The organism is Mycolicibacterium rhodesiae (genome assembly GCF_002086695.1).
Classification (GTDB): Bacteria; Actinomycetota; Actinomycetes; order Mycobacteriales; family Mycobacteriaceae; genus Mycobacterium; species Mycobacterium rhodesiae.
Genome location: NZ_MVIH01000015.1, coordinates 33,278 through 51,081, shown reverse-complemented (window position 1 = coordinate 51,081; position 17,804 = coordinate 33,278). Strand labels below are relative to the sequence as shown.

The following is a 17,804-nucleotide window of genomic DNA, read 5'->3' as shown; positions in this document are numbered from 1 at the left end:
TACCGCCACCAGTCTCGACTTGGCCCTGCGCCCCGCCTGATCACGGGCGCGGCGCGTCGCCCGCAGCCCAATCTCCGAGATTTCCTGCCGGAGGGCGCCGTTGCTGGTTTAGACTCCCCGCGACTGGAGCGGGGACTGTGTGAAGCCCTGACGTGGTAGCTAGGGAAACCGAGGGGCTGGACCTGCGATGACAAGAGGCGTGTTTGGTCGCACAGACGCCGAGATCGATCTCATGGTCCGGGGCATGCGGTCGGGGATCGCGGTGGTCGGCTTCGGCTATATCGGTACGGTGATCGGCGCCGTACTGGCCGATCGCGGCTGGCCGGTGACTGGAGTCGACGTCCGCGAACACGTTGTCGACGAGATCAACGCGGGCCGCAGCCACGTGCCGGAGCCGGGGCTCGGCGAACTGGTGGCCAACAACGTCGGCGTCGGCAGGCTGCGCGCGACAACCGATTTCGCCGCCGTCGCAGATAACGACTTCATTGTGGTGACCGTCGGGACACCGCTGGGCCCCGACTACGAACCCATTGTCGACGACATCACCGCCGCGGCCCGTGCCGTCGGCGGGCACCTGCGGCCCGGGCACCTCGTGATCCTCAAGAGCACGGTGCCGCCCGACACCACTGAAACCCTCGTCAAGCCGGTCCTGGAAGAGGTCTCGGGGTTGACCGCCGGTGTCGACTTCGGGCTGGCGTTCTGCCCTGAGCGCCTCGCGGAGGGCGTGGCGATCCGTGAGCTGACCTCGATCCCCGTCGTCGTCGGTGCCGTCGACGAACGCAGCGCCCGCGCCTGCGCCATGCTGTGGCGGCACGCCCTCGGCGTGGAATCGATCATCGTCGACGACCCCCGCACTGCCGAGATGGTCAAACTCGCGTGCAACACGTGGATCGACCTCAACGTCGCAATGGCCAACGAGATGGCCAAGATATGCGACCGGCTCGGCATGGACGCGCTGCAGGTCATCTATGCCGCCAACTCAATGCCCAAGGGCATGCACAACGTCAACATCCTGCATCCGAGCATGGGCGTCGGCGGCTACTGCCTGACCAAGGATCCGTGGTTCGTCAACCACCTGGGCCAGAACCTCGGGCTGGAGCTCTCCATCCCTCGCACATCACGGACCGTCAACGACACCATGCCCACCTACACCTACGGGCTGCTGACGGATCTACTCACCGGACAGGGCAAGGCGATCGAGACCAGCAAGATCGCGGTGCTGGGCATCGCGTTCAAGAACAACACCGGAGACTGCCGGCTGACGCCGACCAGATATGTCGTCGAGCTGCTGGAAGCGTCCGGATGTGAACTGAGCGTGCATGATCCGTGGGTGCCGGACGAGGAGGCCTACACCGTGACGAAGGTTCCGCTGACCGCCGATATCGAGTCCGCGGTGAAAGACGCCGACGCCCTGGTGGTGCTGGCCGGGCACCGCGAATTCCACCAGATCCCGCTGACGCGGCTGGCCGAGCTGACCGCCGTCGGATGCATATTCCTCGATGGCAGAAACAGTTTCGACCCCGCGGCGGCACGTGCCGCAGGCTTCATCTACAAGGGGATCGGCCGTTAATGGCACACATCGTGGTCACCGGTGGGTACGGGTTCGTCGGATCGCATCTGGTCACCAGGCTGTTGGACCGCGGGGACTCGGTCACCGTGTTCGATTTTGCGAAGAACACCCGCGACAGCAGCATCGACTTCGACAGTTATCCCAATTTTTGCTTCATACAAGGTGATGTCACCGATTTCGCCGCGCTCGAAGCTGTGATCACCGCTGATATCGACACGGTCTTCCATCTAGCGTCGGTCGTCGGAGTCAACAAATATGTCGAGAACCCGCTGCGCGTGGTGGACGTCAGTGTGATCGGCACCCGCAACGTTCTAGAGCTGGCTCATAGGTACGGCACGCGGGTCGTGTTCACCAGTACCTCGGAGGTCTACGGCAAGAACCCCGCAACGCCGTGGCGCGAGGACGATGACCGGGTGGTCGGCTCCACCCGCACCGCCCGCTGGAGTTACAGCACCAGCAAGGCCATGGCCGAACACATGGTGTTCGCGATGCACGACACCTACGGGCTGCCGGTGACGGTGGTGCGGTTCTTCAATGTGTATGGGCCGCGACAGAATCCGATCTTCGTGGTTTCCAAGAGCATTCACCGGATTCTCAACGGTCTGGATCCACTGCTCTACGATTCGGGCAACCAGACCAGGTGTTTCACCTACGTCGACGACGCGATCTCCGGGACTTTGCTTGCGGCAGACAGTGATTCGGGAATCGGCGAGCTGTTCAACATCGGCAGCATGATCGAAACGAATATGCGTGACGCCGTCGACCTGGCGATCAAGATCGCCAATGTCGAATCGGTGTCGAGCACCGTCGCCTTCAATACCGCCGAACAGTACGGTGCACGCTACGAGGACATTCCGCGCCGCGTCCCCGATTCGACCAAGGCACAGCGGGTGCTGGGCTGGAAGCTGGAGGTCGACCTCGAAGAGGGACTGCGCCGCACCATCGAGTGGGCCCGGGCCAATCCGTGGTACCTCGAAGAAACGGCAGGCTAGGGCGTAAAGCCGGAACCGGCATGAAATTCGTATTGGCGAATTGGGGTTCGCGGGGCGAAGTGGAACCCTTTGCGGCACTGGGCCGTGAACTGGTGCGCCGAGGGAACGAGGTGTGTTTAGTGGTCGCGCCCGACCTGGTCGAGTTCGCTACGTCCGCCGGTCCGGAGGCGGTCGCCTATGGCCCGGCCGTGCGGGAGATCATCGAGCCGCACCAGGACTACTTCAAGGTGCTCTTCACCAAACCCTGGCGGGTCCGGGAACTGGGCAGACTGGTGCGCGAGTTTTCAACTCCTCTCGACCGGCACCGGGAAGAGGCGGGCAAGACGCTGCTGGCGTTGGCGAAGGGTGCCGACGTGCTGGTCACAGGCATGAATTACGAAGGCATTGCCGCCAATGTCGCGGAGTATCACCGCATTCCATTCGCGACGTTGCACCACTTTCCACTGCGGATCAACGGCCAGGTGCTCCCTTTGCTACCGGCGAAGTTGGGCCGCACGGTGATGACGGTGGCCGACGGGATGGCGTGGCGAGGGCATCGAGTCGATGACGATGCGCAGCGTCTCGCGCTCGGCCTGCCGAGGGCGGCTGCCCACTGGACGCGCCGGATCGCGGACAGCGGCGCGCTCGAACTCCAGGCCTACGACGCGGCGTGTTTTCCAGGGCTCGCACAGGAATGGGCGACATGGAACCTTCAGTCGCCACCGCAACGGCCTTTTGTCGGAGGACTGACCCTCGAATTGCCCGCCGTTGACGACCAGGACGTCTCGTCGTGGGTCGCTGAGGGGACCCCGCCGGTCTTCTTCGGATTCGGCAGCATGCCGATCGAATCCGCCGACGACACCGTCGGCATGATCGCCGGAGCCTGCGCCCGGCTAGGGGAGCGGGCACTGATCGGGGCAGGCATGAACGATTTCAGTGGCGTTCCGTATTTCGAGCACATCAAAGTGGTGGGGACGATCAATTACGCGGAGATTTTCCCGTCTTGCCGAGCGATCGTGCACCATGGCGGCTCGGGAACCACCAACGCGGGTCTGCGTTCAGGGCGCCCGACGATGATCCTGTGGATGCTGCCCGATCAGATGTTCTGGGCAGGCCGGCTCAAACGGCTGAAGGTGGGCACCGGGCGGCGCTTCTTGGCGACCACCGAGAAGACTCTGGTCAAAGACCTGCGTGAAATTCTCAATCCGGAACACGTTGACAATGCGCGTCGGCTTGCGGCGCAGATGACCACATCCGCTGCCAGTGCGGCGAACGCGGCGGATTTGCTGGAGAACTACGCGCGTTCCCACGGTCGTTGACACCAAACCGTCAGCCTTGAACACCTCCGGATTCGGCGGCGACACGGTAACCGCGGATTGCCAGCGGGCTGATGACGACAATTCCCAACGTCGTCCAGGCCAGACCGATGAGCAGCTGTGATGCCGGGAAGCCGCCCTGGGAGAGTATCCGCATCGAATCGACGATCGGCTCCATCGGCTGGAATCGGAGCAGTGGCCACATCCACGAGGGCAATGACTCGATCGGGGGCGAACCGGAGCTGGCGAACACCGCGGTGATAGCGGGCAGCGCGAGCCAGATGAGTACGGTTCCGTCCTTGGCGCGCACTGCGACTGCAATCACCATCAGCGAAAAAACGATCACCACCAGCACCGGGACCAGCAGGAACAGCAGTAGGGAGACCACATTGCCGTGGAAGCGAAGCCCAAGCCCGATACCGACGATGAGGATCACCGCGGTACTCGCCAGCGTCCGGATGGCCTCGGCGAGCATCCTGCCGATCAGGGCGCTGGCGCGGTGGACTGGCAGCGCCCACAGCTGACTCAGCAGACCGGAGTCGCGTTCCAGGCTCATGGCGAGACCGGCCGCGAGCGCGCCGGAGAATGCGCCGGCGATGGCGCACGTCGGCACCAAACCGTAGAGGCTGTCGGTTCCGGTGATGTTCAAGACCGATTTGCCGACCAACAGGTAATAGGTGATCAGCAGGAACGTCGGGAACAGCACGGATTGGATCGGCACCACCGGGGCACGGCGCCACTTGGTGAGCAGCTGGCCGGCGAATACCAGACTCTCGTTGAACACGGAGCCCCGCAGAGGTGTGCCAGTGATCATGCCGGCTGCCTCTGCAGCCGTACCGCGGTCACTCCGAACACCGCCAGCAACCCGACACACCATCCCAGGGTGGTCATCAGGTTGCCCAGTTCGACGTGGCCGGAGGCCAGCCCCCGCAGCGTTTCTGTCACCTGGGAGACCGGCTGATACCGCACGAACCCGTGCAGCCAGCTCGGAAACGACTCCACCGGTGCCATTCCGGTGGACAGCATCGTCAGCAACAGTTGGGGAACCAGCAAGACTTGGCTCGCCCCGCCTTCCCGCGCCATTGTCGACCCGGACATCCATACCCCGGCGGCATCCGCCGCCAGCGATAGTCCGAGTGTCAGCGCCAAGACCAGCAGGATGAAGGTCGACAGATAGACAGGGTCGCTGAACAGCCGGAAGCCGAACGCATATCCGACACCGATGGTGGCGGCCAGTGCGATGGCACCCCGGATGAGGCAGTACAGCATGCGTGCGGCCAGCGGTGCCACCGTCGAAATGGGCATGGACCGGAGCCGAACACCAAGCTCGGAGTCGTGGTCGCGCGCCGCCCGGTCAACGGTAGTCAGAGCACCGAGCAGGGTGACCTGCACAATGATGACCGGCAGCAGGTATTGGGAGTAGCTGACCGTACCGGTGCTGATCACATTGCGTAGTGCGAGGTCGAAGACGACGAAATTGCCGACGGGCGCCAGCACCGCGAATGGCAGGTCGTTGCGCAGCGTGTAACGGACCATGCGTCCGGTCAGAATCGCTACCGCCGTCACGCGGTAATACTGCCTGTGAGATGGAGGAAAACCTCGTCCAGGGATGGCTTGCGTAGGGAGATATCAGCCAGCTCAACGTCGAGCTGATCGACCCGGCGGAAGACCTCGGACATCATCGCCATGCCGTTGGAGGCGAGTACCGAGACGGTGTTGGACTCTTCATCGGCCTCGGCGTCGTCGAGATCGCTAAGGACAGCCATGATCCTGGGCAGGTTGGCGGGGTCCACCGGGCTGACCGTGCAATAGCTGAATCCCACCCGGCGCTTGAGGTCGTCTGCGGTACCGCTGGCGATCACTCTGCCACGGTCGATGACGACGATCGAGTCGCTCAGCATGTCGGCTTCTTCGAGATATTGCGTGGTCAGCAGGACGGTCACGCCGTCTGCCGCCAATGACGACACCAGATCCCAGACGGTGCGCCGGCTCCGCGGGTCCAGCCCGGTGGTCGGCTCGTCGAGGAACAGCACCTTGGGCGGAACCACCAGAGCGGCGGCGATATCGATGCGCCGTCGCATTCCGCCGGAGTACGTGTCGACGGTACGATCGGCGGCGTACTCCAGGGCGAATTGCGCAATCAGCTCATCGGCTCGTACACGGGCATCCTTACGGCGCATTCCGTGCAGCCGGGCGAACATCACCAAGTTCTCCCGCCCGGTCAGATGCCAGTCGAGCGCTGCGTGCTGTCCGGTCATCGCGATGGATTCCCGTACACGGCTGGGTTGTTCGACCACATCGAACCCCGCGACGACCGCCCGGCCATAGGTTGGCCGGGTCAGCGTGGACAGAATGTTGATGGTAGTGGTCTTTCCTGCGCCGTTTTGTCCGAGCAAACCGCAGATCGATCCGGTGGGGACGAAAAAACTCACGTCCTGCAGTGCGAGGACGTCACCGCCGAACGTCTTTGCTACCCCGTCAACCTCGATCACGAGGACTTACCATAGCGTCAGTTTGCATAGACGGAGCCGCTTCCGGCAACCCGGCAACACACATGCCCGCTACTTGCTGATCCAGTCGAGTAGCGCACGCATGCCCTGCTCCAGTGACCATGCCGGACGCCAGCCGAGTTGACTGGCCGCCAGCTCGATGTCGCAGCGCGCGGCGCGGACATCACCGTCCCGGTATTTCCCGACGACCACCGGCTCGGGGGCGTCGCAGAGGGTCGCGAGCTGCTGGGCGAGCTCGTGGATGGTGGTCGGCACACCCGACCCGATATCGACGCAACGCGATGACGCGGCCGGGTTTTCGATCGCCGCGAACAGGGCCGAGACCACGTCGTCGATATAGACGAAATCGCGCACGATCCGCCCGTCTTCGTAGACCTCGAGTGCATGCTTTGCCAGGGATAGCCTGGCGAACAGCGCGACAACCCCCGTGTAAGAATTTGTCAGCGACTGGCCCGGTCCGTACACGTTCTGCAGCCGGAGCACACTGAGCCTGGTGTCGCGGGCGGCTGCCCAGGCGGCCAGGATGTGTTCCTGGGCGAGTTTGGTTGCGGCATAGATATTCGTGGGTCGGGGTTCAGTCCGTTCCGCACTGCTCGCGAGGGGGGTTGCGGGCTCCTCGGAAGGGGCCGGGGGATCCCAGATGCCCGCCGCGAGCTGGGCGTGGCTGCGTGGCCGCGGATAGAAGACGTCATCATCGGATTGCCAGGCGCCCTCCCCGTAGACGGCCCGGGACGACGCCAGCACCAGCTGATGGGGGACCTGACCGCAGCGGCTCAATGCGTCGATTAGCTGTGTCGTGCCGACGACGTTGACCGAGCCGTGCCGGCTGGCTTCCGAAAGTGACTGTGCCGTACCGGTTTCTGCTGCCAGATGCACAATCTGGTCCGGTGTGCACAGCCGGAGCACCGCATCACAGTCTGGTGCATGGGTGATATCCCCGGTAAACAGCCGAACCTGCGGTGGCAGGGTGATCGGTGTGCTCGGTGCGTGTACCTGCGGGTGCAAGATGTCCATCACTGCGACGTCGTAGCCGGCGTCGATGAGGCGGCGCGCCAGCGCAGAGCCGATAAATCCGGCACCGCCGGTGATGAGCACGGTCTGTGACAAGGTTTCGACTCTCTTGATCGGTCAGCTGACGGACCGCGAGCGTGCGAATTCCTCTATGGAATCTGCGGCAACTCGGACGCCCTCGGTGGAAGTCTTCATTTGGGTGGCGATTTCACGTGCCCGGTCACGATAGCTGGGGGCAAGGAGTTCTCGGAGTTCTCCGATAAGTGCGTTCTCGGTGAGATCACCCGAAAAACGGCGGGAAATACCGACTTTCAACCGGGTTACCACGGCGCCGTGTGCCCACCGGTCGGGCGCCGACCAGAGAACCAGGTGTGGGACGCCGGCGCGCAAGACGGCGGCCGTTGTGCCGGCCCCGCCATGGTGGACGACTGCGCGGCAGGCCGGAAAGATTGCTGAGTGGTTCATGCTGCCCACCACCTTGACGTGTTCGGCCCGTGGGGAGTTGGTGCTGAATCCGCTCGACCCTGCGCATACCAGAGCCCGCTCACCGAGTTGTGTGCATACGTGGCCGATCATCGCGATCGTGTCGGCGGGGGACTTCAGCGCCATGCTGCCGAAGTTGAAACAGATCGGTGGTGCACCCGTGGCGATCCAGTCGGTGACATCGTCGTCGTGTCCGGTGGGTTGTTCGAGTGTCAGCGTCCCGACGAATGGCCGATGCCGTGCGTAGTCGATCCATTCGGCAGCCAGTCCGGGGTAGCACACTTCGTCATAGGCCTGGATTTCCAGCGATCCGCGCTCGGTGATCCGGTGAGTGGCGGCGCGGGAGTCCTTGGGCAGCCCTAATTGCCGGCGTTCCCGCTTCTCGGCACTTCCGGCGATGCGCGATGTCACCCACCAGAATGCGGTCATCACGGCCCGGCCTGCGGGTGCAGGTACGAACCAGAGGAATGCATTGTTGGGGCGCAGTGGAATATGGTGCAGCACCACCATGGGTATGCCGAGGTGTTCCGCGACGTTGTCGGCGAGATCTTCAAAAAGCTGGCCATGGAACAGTAAGTCCGTTCCCTGGGCCAGCGGTATCAAGGCGGTGCTGAGTTCTCGCCGAAGTCGGCTACTATCATCCCAGCTCTCGCGGTATATTTTGGCAATTTTTCTCACCTGCCAGAAGCGATAGGTGGATTCACCGAAGAGATTTGCGCCGGCCTCCTTGGCGAGCATCTCTTGTGAATCATGACCGTATGGTTCTGCTGCAAATCCGGCATATTCGGCCAACCCGAACAGATCCGGCGGGACTGCCGCTCGAACCTCGTGACCGCGGCGCACCAGTTCACGCCCGACCGCCAGCATTGGCTCGACGTCGCCACGGGTTCCATACACGGCTAGCGCAATTTTCATCGCAGCGTGTCAACCTCAATTCTGCGTGCTCCGACCCCCGACAACAGGCGTGATCTTTGATGAAGTGGCACGGCTGTGAGGTATTTAACCACCGCGGTGCAAGGGGCAGTGTGCAGGCTTACGCCGTATGGCTTACGCTGCGTCCGGCCAGCTGCGCTCCGGAGATAATGGCGCATTTTCACACGCATAGCATCGGAGTCCTATTGAAGTTTGTGTTGTCGAGCTGGGGCAGCCGTGGCGACGTCGAGCCGTGTGCGGCGGTGGGCCGTGAGTTGGTGCGCCGGGGCCATGATGTGACCTTGGCAGTGCCCCCCGATTTGGTCGGCTTCGGTACATCTGCGGTGCCCAACACCGTAGGTTTCGGACCCACTCTGCAGATGGACTCGTACCGTGATTTCTGGACGGGAGTTTTCAGCCAGCCGTGGAAGGTACGCGAACTCACGCGGCTGATGCGCGATGTGTGGGCGCCGTACCGCCACAACTACGCACAAATGAGCGCCGTGCTCAACGAGCTGGCCGAGGATGCGGACCTGATTGTCGTGAATAACACCGGGTTCGACGTGCAGGCGGCCAACGTCGCCGAATACCGCAACATCCCATTGGCCACACTGCACTGGCATCCCTTGCGCCCCAACGGCCAGATCATGCCGTTCCTCCCGCCGCCGGTTTGCCGCGCCATAATGCACGCCAACGACTGGCTATCGAGGGGTGGCTATGCGCGGGACGCCGAAATGGCGCAACGCGCCGACTTGGGGCTGCCCAGGGCGTCCGGGTCGTGGCCGCAGCGAATCGTCAAATACCGGGCGCTGGAAATCCAGGCGTACGACGCGGCGTGGTTCCCGGGCCTGTCCGCTGAATGGGCGAAGTGGGGTGATCGGCGGCCGATTGTGGGTGCGCTGGCGATGGAGATACCGACACCGGCCGACGACGAAATCCTGTCGTGGATAGCCGCCGGACCGCCGCCGATTTTCTTCGGGTTCGGCAGTACGCCGGTCACATCACCGTCCGACACGGTGGCCATGATCAGCGACGTCTGCGCTCAACTGGGTGAACGAGCGGTGATCGGCGCAGGCTTCAGCGATTTCACCGGCCTCCCACAGTGTGAGCACGCCAAGGTGGTCGGCACGGTCAATTTCGGCGCGATCTTCCCGGCTTGCCGTGCGGTTGTGCATCACGGCGGTGCCGGGACGACTGCCTTTGGCTTGCGGGCGGGGATGCCGACACTGATCCTGGCGACAGACGCCGATCAAGCACTGTGGGGCCGTCAGGTCGAGAAGCTCGGGGTCGGTCTGGCCCGCCGCCTATCGAGGCTCACGGAAACTTCCTTGGCTGCCGACCTGCGCATTCTTCTCGATCCCCACCGCGCTGAGGCGGCTCGTGAATTCTCCACTAAGATGGCAAAACCCGTGGAGAGCGTGGTACGTGCCGCCGATCTAATGGAAAAGTTCGCTCGTACGCCGCGGTCACGTTCACCGAGGAGCTGATTGCGCCATGGCGCGGTCCGTCAGCGCCCCGATGGCCGGCGCCAGCTGCTGGGCATAGGTGATCGACAGATGGGTCGTGTCGAGATACACCAGGGTGTTGCCGACGATCGCCGGACAGCGGTCGGCGGTGCAGAACAGATCGGTCACGTCGACATACTGGCCGCCACCGGCTCGGGTGGCGGAAGCCTCCATGGCGATGCCGGATTGGTTTACCGCGGCCGATCGGGACAGATCGCATGCGGCTGCGTTGCCGAGGTGACCGGATAGGCAGATCGTCACAGCCTGATGCGGAGCCGGAATAGGGCCCAGCACCAGGACTTGCGAGCCCGCGTCGTGTAATTGCCGCACCAGGTGAGTCATGCCGTCGAACCAGGCCTGGTCGTAGCTGTTGAAACCCGAGGCTATTTCATCGACACCGTAGCTGCGCCACACACTGATGATGACCAGTCGGGGACGCTCAGCAGTGAGCCGCGCGACGATCTGATCCCGCCACTGCTGGCAGTGCTGCATGTCCTCAATCAGGCGGCCCAGCGTACCGCCGGCCCGCGTTTGGGTGATGGCACAGGCCTCCTTGGCCAGCAGTTCCAGCCGCCAGTGCCGTTGCAGGGCGATCTCCTGGAAGGCCGGTGTCCACATGGCGGCGTGGGAGTCGCCGATCAGCGCCACCGTGGTCGGTGAAGACGTGTCCCCCATCGCGCATTCTGGCTGCCCACTTTCGTAGGGTGTGCGCAGGCAGCCGTTATATTTGAAATTGCCTTGCTGAACGGCGACTTCGCTAAGAGACGGGGTCAGGTTCGACGGCACGGGCCGGGAACCGAGGGAAGTGGCGAGTGCGGCGTGCACTTCGGCGAGACTCTGCGAAACGGCGGCGTCGATACCGGTACCAGCCGGCGGGGTGGTGAAGGCCACAGGCGGGACTGCTGCGCCGCGACCGACCGGGATGGGCACCACCCTGAGCAGCCCGAAACCGGTGGCGACGGCGATAACGGTGGCCACCATGCCGAGACCGAGGCTGCGCCAGGGATAATCACGGATCGCCGGTGCGAAGCGCAACGGGTTCTCCACATAGCGCAGGGTCAGCCAGGCCAGTCCGGCGGCCAGCAGTACGGCGATGATCCGTTCGGCTAGTCCTAGCGGGCGATCCAGGGCGGCCGGTAGCAGTACCAGCACTGGCCAGTGCCACAGATACCAGGAATAGGAGATGCGGCCGATCGCGCGCATCCGTGCCGTGCCGAGAAACCGCCCCGCGCCTCGGGACGGAATGGCGCACCCGGAACCGATCACCAGCACCGCCCCGAGGGTGGGCAGCAGTGCGGCAGTGCCTGGAAAAGGGGTGGCCGAAGTGAACCAGAAGCAGCCGAACACGATCATGCAGATCCCCGCCCAACCGGAGACAGCAGCTGATCCTGGGGTGAGGCGCCGCCAGTGTGCAGCGGTCAGCGCCACGAGGCCGCCGGCGGCGAGTTGCCAGGCGCGGGTGGGCAGTGAAAAGAACGCCAGCGAAGGCACGGCATAGGTGATCACCAGCGACAGGGCGAACGAGACGGTGGCCACCAGTCCGAGAGCCACCAGGTAGGGGCGGGGCGAGGCGTCGACCGCCCGGCTCCTGTCTCGTCGGAACCTCCGGATGATCCAGGTGGTGCCGAGGACCAGCGGTGCCCAGACCAGATAAAACTGCTCCTCGACGCCCAGTGACCAGTAGTGCAGGAACGGAGATGGCACCAGCAGGGTGTTGAAGTAGTTGATGTGGTCGAGGACAAACCAGTAATTGCCTACGTAGAGTGCGCTGTAGATACCGTCGAACAGAACTGTCGGCACCCGCAGTGGGGGCAGGACGAGTATCGACACCACCATCGTGACAACACCGACCAGCGCCGAGGCCGGGAGTAACCGCCGGGCCCGGGCGCCGTAGAAGCTGCGCAGTCTTACGCTGCCGCTTGCGCCGGCTTCACGCCACAGCATCCCAGTGATCAGGAACCCGGAGATGACGAAAAACACGTCGACCCCCACGTAACCGCCGCGTATACCGGGCACCTCGGCGTGGAACAGCACTACCGCGACCACGGCGATCGCGCGCAGACCTTCGATGTCCGGACGGAAATAGTCCAGCCGCGGCTGGACTATTGCACCGCTGAGGCTCGTTGAGTGGGCCAAAATCACCTACCTGTTCGCTGTGGCGAGTGCCCGGTCGGTAAGTGCCTCGGCGACCGGCGCCAGGACTGCCGAGTACTGCGGGGTCATGTGGTCCTTGTCGAGGTAGACCAGGGTGTTGCCGACTATGACCGGGCATACGCTGGTGGTACAGAACAAGTCGGTGACATCGATGTATTGCCCGCCTGCGGCCACGGTGGCGGTGGCCTCAGCGGCGATGCCCGACTCGTTGACCGCGCTCGATCGGGTAAGTGTGCAGGCTTGAACGTTATCGAGGAATCCGGACAGGCAAGCTGGTACATGGAAGCGCGGATCCGGCGTCGGACCGAGTACCAGTACGCGTGCACCGGTGTCGCGCAGTCGTTGTACCAGGCGGGTGACACCGTCGATCCATGCCGCGTTAAAGGCCTGATACCCCGAGAGCGACTCCTCGGTGCCGTAGCCTCGCCACAAACCCAGCACGATGAGCTGCGGGCGCTCGGATTCCAGCCGGCTAATGATCTGCGAGCGCCATTCCGGGCAGCGTTGAAAATAATCGGACATCCGTCTCAAGGGGTTGGTCACCGGCAGGTCGAGCAGGGGACAGGCGCCTTTGGCCAGCATCTCGAGGCGCCAGTGCCGCTGTTCGGCGGCCTGCCGGAATGCCGGGGTCCACATCGCGGCGTGCGAGTCACCGACCAGGGCGATCGTCGTCGGGGACGAGGTGTCGCCCATCGCGCATTCGGGCTGCCCGCTTTCATAGGGTTCACGCAGGCAACCGCCGAACGACATGCCTTCCAACTCCTGATTTACCAGGCCGATCGGGGGGGAAATATTGGCGGGGACGGCCGTGAGGTCGGCGGATGCCGTGACGGCCGCGTGCACTTGGGTGAAGGTCTGGCGTACGGCGGCGTCGTAGGCGCCGATCGGGGCGCCGGCAGGGACGGGCACTGCGGTGAAGTTCACTGGTTTCGCGGGAGCGCCGTGCCCGACCGGGACTGGCATTACCTTGAGCAGGGCCATGCCGACGCAGACGGCGATGACGGTGGAGACGGCGCCCAGCGTGAGGCTGCGCCATGAGGAGTCCCGGATCTTCGGCGCAAAGCGCAGTGGATTCTCCAGATAACGCATGGTCAGCCAAGCCAGCCCGGCGGACAGCAGCGCGGCGATGATCCGCGCGGGCAGTCCGAGCGGGTGTCCGAGCAGGAACGGCGCGAGGATCAGCACCGGCCAATGCCACAGGTACCACGAATAGGAGACACGGCCGATGGCCCGCAAGGGTGGCTGGCCGAGAAGGCGCCCGCAGCCCTGCGCAGGTGTTGCGCAGCCTGCGCCGATCACCAATGCTGCGCCCAGCGTGGGTAACAGCGCTGCGGTACCCGGGTACAGCGTGGCCGGACTCAACCAGATACAGGCCAGCACGATCAGGGCGAGGCCGGCCCATCCGGTGATCGCGGCGATGCGCGGTGCGAGGCGTTGCCAACGGTGCGCGGTCAGCGCAACCAGCCCACCGGTGGCCAGCTGCCACGCCCGGGTCGGCAGCGAGTAGAACGCCATCGTGGGCGCGATGTAGGTCGCCAGGAACGACAGTGCGAACGACACCACGGCGACCAGCGTCAGCACCACGATGAACGGGGTAGTGACTGAGCGTCGGCGTGCCCGGCGTACCAACCAAGCCGTGCTCAGCAGCAGCGGCGCCCAGACCAGGTAGAACTGTTCCTCAACGCCCAGCGACCAGTAGTGCAGGAACGGTGACGCCGCCATATGGCCGGCGAAATAGTCGACGCCCCGTAGCGCGAACAGAAAGTTGCTGACGTAGAGCGCGCTGGCGATGCCATCGATGATGCCCGGCTCGGCCTGCAGCGGCGGTAGCAGTAGCCCTGTGGCGGCCATTGTGACAACGCCGACGAAGGCCGAGGCCGGCAGCAGCCGACGGGCGCGGGCGCCGTAGAAGCTGCGCAGCCGTACGGTGCCGGTGCTGCTGACCTCTCGCCAGAGCAGACCGGTGATTAGGAACCCGGAGATGACGAAGAACACGTCGACGCCCACGAATCCGCCGCCGATTCCGGGAACGGCGGCGTGGAACAGAACGACGGCCAGCACGGCGACGGCGCGCAAGCCTTCGATATCCGCGCGGAATGTCTTCTGTTCGGAGCGCTGAGGCTGCTGCTTCTCGGTAGGGCTAACGCTGTCAGCCTGGCGCAAGATCACCTACTTAATGAGCGGACGCGTCTTGTGGTCGAGGCATTCTCGCATTCGCGCGCGTCAATAAGAGGCGCTTTAGGAGTGTTCGGCGATCCAGGTGGTTGTGTAGCGCAACGTCGCGGGGATGCTCTTGGCCAGACTCTCCCCGATCGACTTCTCGAGTTTCCCGCCCACCAAAGGGATTTTGACGACTACGTTTCCGGTCGCACGCAGCTGCGAAGCGGTGCCCGACGGGCTCAGTGTGTTGTCGGCGCGGCTTGCTCCAAGACCGCCGGAAGCCGTCACGTTACTCTCGCCGCGCACCCGGCCGTCGCCGGCCAGTCGCCATGTCTCTCGGTACAGCAGCTTGAGGTCGCGAGGGACGAAGTTGGCCACAAGTGACGGCAGGACCTGCCGGCCGAGGTGTTGGGTGATGTGCACTTCAATCACTCCGGCGGCATCTACGGTAAACGAATCGAGAGTGGAAGCGGCATCGCCGGCCAGCCGGTCGAGCCAGTAGTCCTCACGTCCGAAAGCTGCGTGGATGGCGTCGACACTGGCGGCCGATTCGCTGACGATCTCGAATGAACGCGACATAGCCGACCATTCTTACGCCACCCGCGAGTGCGTCGAAACCCTCATGCTGCACAACACCTTTGTGGTAGGAACCACGCGTGAATATCAACCAGGGTCTGGTCATGCTGGCAGACGCCATGCCAGGGGTGAACCGGATCAGGGCAGTCCAACAGGCGCTCTCCATGCGGTCCAACCCCGTCTATCTGGAGATCGGCGTGTCCCGCGGACAGGCTTTCCAGCGGATCAGCGCCGATGTGAAGCTTGCCGTCGACCCAGCGTTCCGGCTGACCGATCGCACCCGTGAGCTCGCTAACGCCAAGGGTCGCGTCGTCGAATACTTCGAAATCACCAGCGATGCCTTCTTCGAGAACGAGGCTGCTCTGCTCGAGCAGAACCCCGTCGACGTCGCGTTGATCGACGGGCTGCACACCTATGAGCAGGTGGTGCGCGACGTCGAGAACACCGTGCGCTATCTCAAGGATGACGGCGTCATCTTTCTTCACGACTGCAACCCGCCATTCGAGCTGGCCGGCCGCCGCGCCGAGTCGTGGGACGAGTTCATGGCGCAACAGTCCGGGCCGTTGAAGATCGGCATCTGGAACGGCGACGTATGGAAAGCCATCGTCGAACTCCGCAGCACCCGCCCCGACCTGCTGGTCGGCGTGCTCAAATGCGATCAGGGTGTCGGATTTGTCCGCAAGGGGTCGCCGGAGTCAACCCTGTCCTACTCCCCGAAGCAGGTCGAGGCGCTCACTTACGCCGACCTCAAGGCTGATCGCACACGGCTGCTCAATCTGAAGCCGCCCCGGTACCTCGACGAGTTCCTCGCCACGACTGGCGCCCGGTAATCACGCGTCCGCCGATGAAGTTCGTGCTGGCAACCTGGGGTAGCCGTGGCGATATCGAACCCACTGCGACTGTCGGTCGGGAGCTCGTGCGCCGCGGGCACGACGTGTCGATGGCGGTTCCGCCGGACTTGGTCGAATTCGGCAAGGCGGCGGTCCCGGGCACCGTCGGCTTCGGGCCGAACTCGCGGTCGATTCTGGACGCGCACCGCGACTACTGGACGTGCTTTTTCAGCGCCCCGTGGAAATTCCGGAAGATGGGCAAGGCGCGCGCGGAAATAACCGGGCCGCTTTTCCAGGGCTGGCAGGACATGAGCGCCACACTCATGTCGTTGGCAGACGGCGCCGACTTGATATTCAGTGGGATCAATTTCGAAGACGCCGCGTCGAACGTCGCCGAGTTTTACGGCATCCCGTTCGCCACGTTGCACTACTTCCCGCTGCGACCCAATGCGCGGGTTCTGCCGTTTCTGCCGGCGCGGCTGGGCCGTTCGGTCGTCAGCGCGTTCTGGTGGATGTCATGGCGTGGCACGAAGAAGTCCGAAGACGCCCAGCGCCGCGACCTGGGGCTGCCTAGGGCAACCCGGTCCGCGCCGTCACGGATCACCGAACGCGGATCGCTGGAAGTCCAGGCCTATGACGAGGCGTGTTTCCCGGGCCTCGGGGCCGAGTGGAGGTCCTTCGACGGCCAGCGCCCGTTTGTCGGGACGCTGACGCTGGAGTTGGCGACCGCGGACGATGCCGAGGTCATGTCGTGGATTGCCGCCGGAACACCGCCGATCTTCTTCGGCTTCGGCAGCATTCCGGTGGAGTCGCCCGCCGACACGATCGCGATGATCGACGCGGCGTGCGCGCGGCTGGGGGAGCGGGCACTCGTCGGCGCCGCCGGAACAGACTTCAGCAGCGCGCCACATTCCGATCGCGTCAAAGTGGTCGGCCTGATGAATTACGCGACCGTCTTTCCGGCCTGCCGCGCGGTCGTCCACCACGGTGGCTCGAGCACCACGCCCATCGCCATGCGCGCCGGCGTCCCGCAGCTGATCCTGTTTTGGGACATGGTTCACGCGATCTACGGGACCGCGGTCAACCGGCTGAAGGTGGGCACCGCCCGCCGGTTTTCCACGGTCACCGAGCAGACGTTGGTCGCCGATCTGCGCGCGATCCTGGCACCCGACTACGTCGCCAGGGCCTGTGAGCTCGCCACCCGGATCACCGAGCCCGCCAAGAGCGCCGCGGACGCCGCCGATCGGTTGGAGGATTTCGCCCGGCGGGCTCGCCAGGGCTGACGTCCGGTGCTTGCTGGCACGCGACACTAACGACCGTAGGCGGAATTTGCCCTCACATCGGCTCCGCAACGGCCCAGAGATGAAATGCCTCGAAGGCGAACCGAAGCGTGCCATCTGAGAGAAACCGGTGGCCACCACTGTCACTCGACGCTGTGACTGCACGAAAGGTAGCTGTCGGGTGATGTGAGTCACATCGAAGTTCATGACATGGGTCACACCACGAAGTATGGTTTGGAACTTGTTCTACCCAAATTGACGAGAGTGTCGGGAGACCCGGTGAGCAGCACCAATCCGTTCGATGACGACGAGGGCCGTTTCGTCGTCTTGGTCAATGACGAGGAGCAACACAGCCTCTGGCCGACGTTCGCCGACGTGCCTGCCGGCTGGCGGACCGTCTTCGGCGAAGCGGACCGCGCGGCATGCCTGGACTACATCGAAGCGAACTGGCCCGACATCCGACCGAAGAGCCTGCGCGACCGGTTGGCAGGTAGCCGAGCGTCTGACTAGTTCAACGGTTTGGGTC

General features: G+C 64.1%; 15 protein-coding genes. 7 read left to right on the top strand and 8 right to left on the bottom strand.

Annotation, left to right across the window (positions count from 1 at the left end):
- Positions 1–199: 199 nt before the first annotated feature.
- Genes BST42_RS23520 through BST42_RS23510 form a run of 3 tightly spaced genes read left to right on the top strand, consistent with a single transcriptional unit; the run spans position 200 to position 3,860 of the window.
- On the top strand, positions 200–1,570 hold the full coding sequence (locus BST42_RS23520; protein ID WP_237159569.1) for a nucleotide sugar dehydrogenase: 1,371 nt from the start codon (positions 200–202) through the stop codon (positions 1,568–1,570).
- Positions 1,570–2,562 carry an NAD-dependent epimerase/dehydratase family protein gene (locus BST42_RS23515; protein WP_083121738.1) on the top strand — a complete coding sequence of 331 codons (993 nt, stop codon included), beginning with the start codon at positions 1,570–1,572 and terminating at the stop codon, positions 2,560–2,562. The genes BST42_RS23520 and BST42_RS23515 overlap by 1 nt, the downstream gene beginning before the upstream one ends.
- A gap of 20 nt (positions 2,563–2,582) precedes the next feature.
- Entirely contained in the window at positions 2,583–3,860 is a 1,278-nt protein-coding gene (locus BST42_RS23510) for a glycosyltransferase (protein WP_083121737.1), read from the top strand.
- Positions 3,861–3,870: 10 nt separating this feature from the next.
- Here the strand turns inward: BST42_RS23510 and BST42_RS30165 are convergent, their stop codons facing one another.
- The 5 genes from BST42_RS30165 to BST42_RS23485 all read right to left on the bottom strand — a co-directional run bounded on the left by BST42_RS30165 (position 3,871) and on the right by BST42_RS23485 (position 8,776).
- Positions 3,871–4,671, bottom strand: coding sequence for an ABC transporter permease (locus tag BST42_RS30165; RefSeq protein WP_083121736.1), 801 nt, complete (start codon positions 4,669–4,671; stop codon positions 3,871–3,873).
- Positions 4,668–5,423 (bottom strand): ABC transporter permease, encoded by a 756-nt coding sequence (locus tag BST42_RS30160; protein WP_237159568.1) that lies wholly within the window; start codon positions 5,421–5,423, stop codon positions 4,668–4,670. Before BST42_RS30160 ends, BST42_RS30165 begins: the two co-directional genes overlap by 4 nt.
- Positions 5,420–6,349 carry an efflux ABC transporter ATPase subunit, DrrA-related gene (locus BST42_RS23495; RefSeq protein ID WP_083121735.1) on the bottom strand — a complete coding sequence of 310 codons (930 nt, stop codon included), beginning with the start codon at positions 6,347–6,349 and terminating at the stop codon, positions 5,420–5,422. Before BST42_RS23495 ends, BST42_RS30160 begins: the two co-directional genes overlap by 4 nt.
- 69 nt (positions 6,350–6,418) lie before the next feature.
- A complete protein-coding gene (locus BST42_RS23490) occupies positions 6,419–7,462 on the bottom strand; it encodes an NAD-dependent epimerase/dehydratase family protein (RefSeq protein WP_083121734.1) in 1,044 nt (347 codons plus the stop codon).
- Positions 7,463–7,495: 33 nt separating this feature from the next.
- Positions 7,496–8,776, bottom strand: coding sequence for a glycosyltransferase (locus BST42_RS23485; RefSeq protein WP_083121733.1), 1,281 nt, complete (start codon positions 8,774–8,776; stop codon positions 7,496–7,498).
- A gap of 203 nt (positions 8,777–8,979) precedes the next feature.
- On the opposite strand from BST42_RS23485, the gene BST42_RS23480 reads away from it, so the two are divergent.
- Positions 8,980–10,260 (top strand): glycosyltransferase, encoded by a 1,281-nt coding sequence (locus tag BST42_RS23480; RefSeq protein WP_083121732.1) that lies wholly within the window; start codon positions 8,980–8,982, stop codon positions 10,258–10,260.
- Here the strand turns inward: BST42_RS23480 and BST42_RS23475 are convergent.
- The 3 genes from BST42_RS23475 to BST42_RS23465 all read right to left on the bottom strand — a co-directional run bounded on the left by BST42_RS23475 (position 10,246) and on the right by BST42_RS23465 (position 15,171).
- A complete protein-coding gene (locus BST42_RS23475) occupies positions 10,246–12,417 on the bottom strand; it encodes an acyltransferase family protein (protein ID WP_435406064.1) in 2,172 nt (723 codons plus the stop codon). The genes BST42_RS23480 and BST42_RS23475 overlap by 15 nt on opposite strands.
- A gap of 3 nt (positions 12,418–12,420) precedes the next feature.
- Positions 12,421–14,601, bottom strand: coding sequence for an acyltransferase family protein (locus BST42_RS23470; protein ID WP_083121730.1), 2,181 nt, complete (start codon positions 14,599–14,601; stop codon positions 12,421–12,423).
- A gap of 69 nt (positions 14,602–14,670) precedes the next feature.
- Positions 14,671–15,171, bottom strand: coding sequence for a DUF2505 domain-containing protein (locus BST42_RS23465; RefSeq protein ID WP_083121729.1), 501 nt, complete (start codon positions 15,169–15,171; stop codon positions 14,671–14,673).
- A 101-nt stretch (positions 15,172–15,272) separates the two neighbouring features.
- Between BST42_RS23465 and BST42_RS23460 the strand changes: the two genes are divergently transcribed.
- The 3 genes from BST42_RS23460 to BST42_RS23450 all read left to right on the top strand — a co-directional run bounded on the left by BST42_RS23460 (position 15,273) and on the right by BST42_RS23450 (position 17,788).
- Positions 15,273–15,998, top strand: coding sequence for a class I SAM-dependent methyltransferase (locus BST42_RS23460; RefSeq protein ID WP_083121780.1), 726 nt, complete (start codon positions 15,273–15,275; stop codon positions 15,996–15,998).
- A gap of 14 nt (positions 15,999–16,012) precedes the next feature.
- On the top strand, positions 16,013–17,281 hold the full coding sequence (locus tag BST42_RS23455; protein ID WP_083121728.1) for a glycosyltransferase: 1,269 nt from the start codon (positions 16,013–16,015) through the stop codon (positions 17,279–17,281).
- 276 nt (positions 17,282–17,557) lie between these two features.
- Positions 17,558–17,788 carry an MbtH family protein gene (locus BST42_RS23450; RefSeq protein WP_083121727.1) on the top strand — a complete coding sequence of 77 codons (231 nt, stop codon included), beginning with the start codon at positions 17,558–17,560 and terminating at the stop codon, positions 17,786–17,788.
- Positions 17,789–17,804 lie beyond the last annotated feature (16 nt).

Bases quoted from the DNA above. Each gene is read 5' to 3' on its own strand.
- BST42_RS23515 (WP_083121738.1), top strand. From the start codon at position 1,570: ATGGCACACATCGTGGTCACCGGTGGGTACGGGTTCGTCGGATCGCAT.
- BST42_RS23510 (WP_083121737.1), top strand. From the start codon at position 2,583: ATGAAATTCGTATTGGCGAATTGGGGTTCGCGGGGCGAAGTGGAACCC.
- BST42_RS30165 (WP_083121736.1), bottom strand. From the start codon at position 4,671: ATGATCACTGGCACACCTCTGCGGGGCTCCGTGTTCAACGAGAGTCTG.
- BST42_RS23485 (WP_083121733.1), bottom strand. From the start codon at position 8,776: ATGAAAATTGCGCTAGCCGTGTATGGAACCCGTGGCGACGTCGAGCCA.
- BST42_RS23465 (WP_083121729.1), bottom strand. From the start codon at position 15,171: ATGTCGCGTTCATTCGAGATCGTCAGCGAATCGGCCGCCAGTGTCGAC.
- BST42_RS23460 (WP_083121780.1), top strand. From the start codon at position 15,273: ATGCTGGCAGACGCCATGCCAGGGGTGAACCGGATCAGGGCAGTCCAA.
- BST42_RS23455 (WP_083121728.1), top strand. From the start codon at position 16,013: ATGAAGTTCGTGCTGGCAACCTGGGGTAGCCGTGGCGATATCGAACCC.